Source organism: Rhodococcus sp. (in: high G+C Gram-positive bacteria), from assembly GCF_049286785.1.
In the GTDB taxonomy this organism is placed as follows: Bacteria; Actinomycetota; Actinomycetes; order Mycobacteriales; family Mycobacteriaceae; genus Rhodococcus_F.
Genome location: NZ_JBAQEO010000880.1, coordinates 1 through 4,764, shown reverse-complemented (window position 1 = coordinate 4,764; position 4,764 = coordinate 1). Strand labels below are relative to the sequence as shown.

Annotated in this window: 4 protein-coding genes and 1 pseudogene; 1 reads left to right on the top strand and 4 read right to left on the bottom strand. The window is 62.7% G+C overall.

Going from position 1 to position 4,764, the window contains the following annotated elements:
• From WAW17_RS31385 to WAW17_RS31370, 4 genes and pseudogenes are all read right to left on the bottom strand, one after another.
• A pseudogene (locus WAW17_RS31385) lies at positions 1-441 on the bottom strand (hypothetical protein); the annotation flags it as partial.
• Between the two features lie 144 nt (positions 442-585).
• Positions 586-1,281, bottom strand: coding sequence for a DUF2510 domain-containing protein (locus tag WAW17_RS31380; protein WP_422336735.1), 696 nt, complete (start codon positions 1,279-1,281; stop codon positions 586-588).
• Positions 1,282-1,322: 41 nt separating this feature from the next.
• Positions 1,323-1,850, bottom strand: coding sequence for an MmpS family transport accessory protein (locus WAW17_RS31375; RefSeq protein WP_422336734.1), 528 nt, complete (start codon positions 1,848-1,850; stop codon positions 1,323-1,325).
• 41 nt (positions 1,851-1,891) lie between these two features.
• On the bottom strand, positions 1,892-2,236 hold the full coding sequence (locus WAW17_RS31370) for a hypothetical protein (RefSeq protein WP_422336733.1): 345 nt from the start codon (positions 2,234-2,236) through the stop codon (positions 1,892-1,894).
• 313 nt (positions 2,237-2,549) lie between these two features.
• Between WAW17_RS31370 and WAW17_RS31365 the strand changes: the two genes are divergently transcribed.
• On the top strand, positions 2,550-4,764 hold a 2,215-nt coding region (locus WAW17_RS31365; protein WP_422336732.1), incomplete at its 3' end, for a type I restriction endonuclease subunit R.

Genomic DNA, 4,764 nt, shown 5'->3' with positions numbered 1-4,764 from the left:
CTTGACCTTCTTGGTCTTCCCCGGCTTCACGGAGCTCTTGGTCGAAGACTTCTTCTTAGCGGAAGAGTTGCCCGGCTTGGCCTTCCCCGGCTTCTTCATCGAATTGAGGGCCGTCTGCGCGCGCATCGCGGCCTGCCGGTGTGTGAGTTCCTCCGCGGAATCGGAGGCATCCGACCCGCCCAGCGGGCGGAGCGCATGCAGCGCGAGGTAATCCTTGGCGCGCTGAATCGTCTGGTTCAGTGCGCGACACCGGGTGCAGTACGCCGGCGTGGACGACCGATCGACCTTGCTTTCCGACCCACACCACCCGCACTTGGCGTTGGCATTGGGACGCGGCTTTCCGCGTGCGAACTCCGGGTTCGAGCCCAGGATGTCGCGTCCACCCCACGGTGGCGTGATAGCACGGTCGGGATTACCCGTGTGCAACCGAACTCGAGCCATCGCCCATCCTCGCTTCTCGTCATAGAAACTCGACCTCCGGGTCTACCGAAGTCCGGCTGCATGGGTGGACCCGCATGACGAACGTGCCGCAATCGAAACCGCGGTACGCCCGAATTGCGTCGGACGCACCGCGGTTAACTGATATCAACCGGTGACCTCGATTATGTTTGCCTGCACCTTGGGGACCGTCGTCGACCCGCCCATCGTGGTGCTGTACGAATACGAGCCGACAACCTCGACATACAGCGTCACGAAATCGTCTTCCACCACGTTTGCGACCACATTCGACGCCCCCGTGACCACCGTGTTCTGGTCGTAATCGTACGAGGCGTCCTGTGGGCCGGCCGCAGTGTTTGCGCGGAAAGATGTTGTGCCAGTCGCTGAATCGAACTGGGAAACGACGCCGTAGAGAACCAGCTTCCTCCCCTTCGCCGCATCCGGATTCTTCATCAACAGGGCGAAGTCGCGATCCGAAACGACCTCGTATGTCGCCGGGTCCAGCTTGGCGGCCTCGATCGCGGCCAAGCGCTGGCGCTCCGCCTCCTGAGCCACACGCTGCCGCTCTGCCTCGGCGGCCCGCGCTGCGCTCTGAGCCTTGAACTGCTCCGACGACATGGTCGGAGTCGCTGCAGCCGAAGAGGACACCGGCGAACTGCCGCCGGACTCGGCTACCGGGACCTCCTCACCACTGCCGTTGACGGCAATCGCGATGACGATGAACAGGGCGACGGCTATGCCGACGATCCACGGCCACTTCTTGTTCTTCTTGGTTCCAGCAACGTTCGGGTTCGTCGGCGGCCACGGCGGCTGACCCCCGCCGGAGGGATACGGATGAGACATTCGAGAGTCCTTTCGTGTGAAGGGGAGGAGAGGGTCGCGGTTTACAGACCCGCGTTGCAGTTCACTACCGCGTACTGTCCGGTTGCCGTCTGCTCGTCCTCGACCTTGCCGTTCACGATCACTCGGCAGGTCACCGAGGTGCCGGTGGTCTGCGCGCCGACCCCGGCGATCACGAACGTGGAGGGATTGTCGACGGTCAGCGTCCAGGGGGCGGAGGCATTCTGCTCCTGCTGGATGGCGCTGTTCTCGTCGAACCACGTCACTGAGTTCAGCGACCCGGAATCCGAAATGATTTCGTACTGAATCGTCTTGCCCTTGCCGGTATTGGGCGCCGCCGTCAGCGGGGGAATGGCGGATGAGGCGGAAGGAGCCGGGGACTCCACGGCCGGACGGGCGGGGTCCGAATCCGGTTGCGCCACGGGAGTCGGTGCGTCGGCGGCCGTCGACTCGTCGGTGCTGCCGTTGGACGCGATCGAGATGAAGACGAGCAGGGTGACTGCGCCGCCGACAACCCACGGCCACTTTTTCGACTTCTTCGGAGGCGGAGTCTGCTGAATGGGCTGCGTCATGAAATTTCTCCTGTGAAGGTGTGAGGTGAGGGTTTGGCGGATCAAGAACCGAAGATCGACGGCGCCGGTGCCGGCGGCGGCTGCATCACCCAGGTGCCGCAGCGGCTCGACTTGAACGCCACATCGCTGGGCAGTATCTGGATCGTCTGGGGCCCGCTACCGAAATCGTTGGCGATGATGTCGTCGAAGTCGCCGGTGAGCCCGGACTGCCGCTCCCAGTAGCAAGACCGACTGCCGTTGGTGTGATAGATGCCGGGATATATATCGACGCCGACGCGGAAGTGACCGTCACCGAACGCGGTAGCGGGCGCAGCGTCGGCAATCCCGGTGCCGAGGCCGGTGACGATCACGGCGGTGGCTGCGACAAGGGCAAAAGCGTTCTTCATGGGTTCTCCTGAGGAAGAGTGAATGATGTTGTGCTGCACTGTGTGTGATTGATCGCTCAGCGAGAGGGCAAGGCCGGATCGGGCTGATGCCGTTAATAGTCGCTCTGAACCGGCAATCGGCCACACCTCACGCCGATAAGGGGGGATATCAACACCGTGCTGCTCGCGTATTTGGACGGCTTATTACCGTCTGTTCCATGGAAACGGTTTCGAGCGCGCGGCGATGCCGGTGAGTGAACTGTCCGAAATGCCGGGTCGGCGTGGCGCGGCGTTACCAGGACTCTTAGGTTGTGATGGTGGAAAGGTGCACGGCATGAGCGATACCTATGGTCTGTCCGAGGACGCCTGGGAACACATGGCCCTCGACACCCTCGGCGAGCTTGCCTGGAAGCCCGTCAACGGTGCGGCGATCGCTCCCGGCACCGGGGAGCGTGCCTCATGGGACGAATTGCTGATCGTCCCCCGACTGCGGGCGGCGATCGCCAAGTTCAACCCCGACCTACCTCCGCACATTGTGGACGAGGCGGTCACTCATGTCGTCACCGCCGGATCGACCCAGGCGATCGCGGAGAACGAAGTGATCCACGGGTACCTCACCGGAGGTCTTCGCAAGGTCAGTTATGTCGACGACTCGGGTGTGGAGGTGACACCCACCATCCGTCTGTTGTCGTCCGAGGCCGACGACAACGATTGGCTGGCCGTCAACCAGGTGACGATCGTGCAGGGCGATTTCCGGCGCCGATTCGACATCGTGCTCTACCTCAACGGAATGCCGGTCAGCATCGTCGAGTTGAAGAGGGCGGGCGGCGAACACGCCGGACTGGTAGAGGCACATGCTCAGCTCGAAACCTATGTGCGCGAGTTTCCCCTGGCGTTCCGATTCTGTGTGTTCAGCCTCGTCTCCGATGGCATCACTGCCAGGTATGGCACGCCGTTCACCGCGTTCAACCACTTCGCGCCCTGGAACGTCGATGACGACGGTAAACCCGTTACGCGAGAGAATTCGTCACCCGACTCGACGCCGCTGGACGTCGCGCTGCACGGCTTGTACACGCAGGGACGTTTCCTGGCGTTGCTGCGCGGCTTCACGGCATTCGACAAAGGCGAAGGCGGACTGGTCAAGCGGATCGCGAAGCCGCACCAGTACTTCGCCGTGGCGAAGGCGATCGGATCGACCGTGCATGCCGTCGAGAGCAACGGCAAGGCCGGCGTCGTCTGGCACACCCAGGGATCGGGCAAGTCCATGGAAATGGAGTTGTACGCCAATCAGGTCATCCGACACCCGCGTCTGGCGAACCCGACCATCGTCGTCATCACCGACCGCAACGAACTCGACGGCCAGCTTTACGAGACGTTTGCCCGATCCCAGCTGCTCCCCGAGCAGCCGCAACAGATCCGCAAGCGCGAGGAACTGAGGCAGGAGCTGTCCGGCCGCACCACCGGGGGCATCTACTTCACGACGCTGCAGAAGTTCGGGAAGACCAAGGAAGAACGCGACTCCGGCGCGAGCCATCCGTTGCTGTCCGCGCGCCGGAACATCATCGTCGTCGTCGACGAAGCTCATCGCAGCCACTACGACAACCTCGACGGTTACGCTCGGCACCTGAGGGACGCGCTTCCGCACGCCACTTTGATCGCATTCACGGGAACGCCGATCTCGTTCGAGGAACGGGACACTCGTGCTGTCTTCGGTGAGTACATCGACATCTACGACCTCACCCGCGCCATCAACGACGGCGCCACCGTTCCGGTGTATTTCGAGAGCCGGCTCGTCAAGGTGTCGTTCACCGAAGGTCTGACGGAGGAACAACTCGACGCGGCCGCCGACGCCGCAACCGAAGGTCTCGACGATACCGACCGCGACCGCATCGAGAAGAGTGTGGCGGTGGTCAACGCCGTCTACGGTGCCCCCGCCAGACTGCAGAAGCTCGCCCTCGACATCGTCGAGCATTGGGAGGTCCGCCGGAAAGCGATGAGCGCGTTCATCTCCTCGGATGACAATCTCACGGCACCGGGCAAGGCGATGATCGTCGGCGCAACCCGAGAGATCTGCGCCAACCTGTACAGCGAAATCGTGAAGCTGCGACCCGATTGGCATTCGGACGACCTCGCAACCGGACGCATCAAGGTGGTCTACTCCGGTAGTGCGACAGATACCGCTCCGATCAGTGCGCACGTGCGCAGGGACTCGGCGAACGCCACAATCAAGAAGCGCTTGAAAGATGTCGACGACGAACTCGAGATCGTCATCGTCAAAGACATGATGCTCACGGGCTACGACTCGCCGCCGCTGCACACGATGTACCTGGATCGCCCGCTCAAGGGTGCTCTCCTGATGCAGGCCCTTGCCCGGGTCAACCGAACCTTCCGTGGAAAACAGGACGGCCTGCTCGTCGCCTACGCTCCGATCGCGGACAACCTCGCCGAAGCACTCGCCGAATACACAGAGTCGGATCAGGAGACGAAACCACTCGGCAGGGACATCGAGGGGGCGGTCGACACCGCGAAAAACCTGATCACGGTGATCG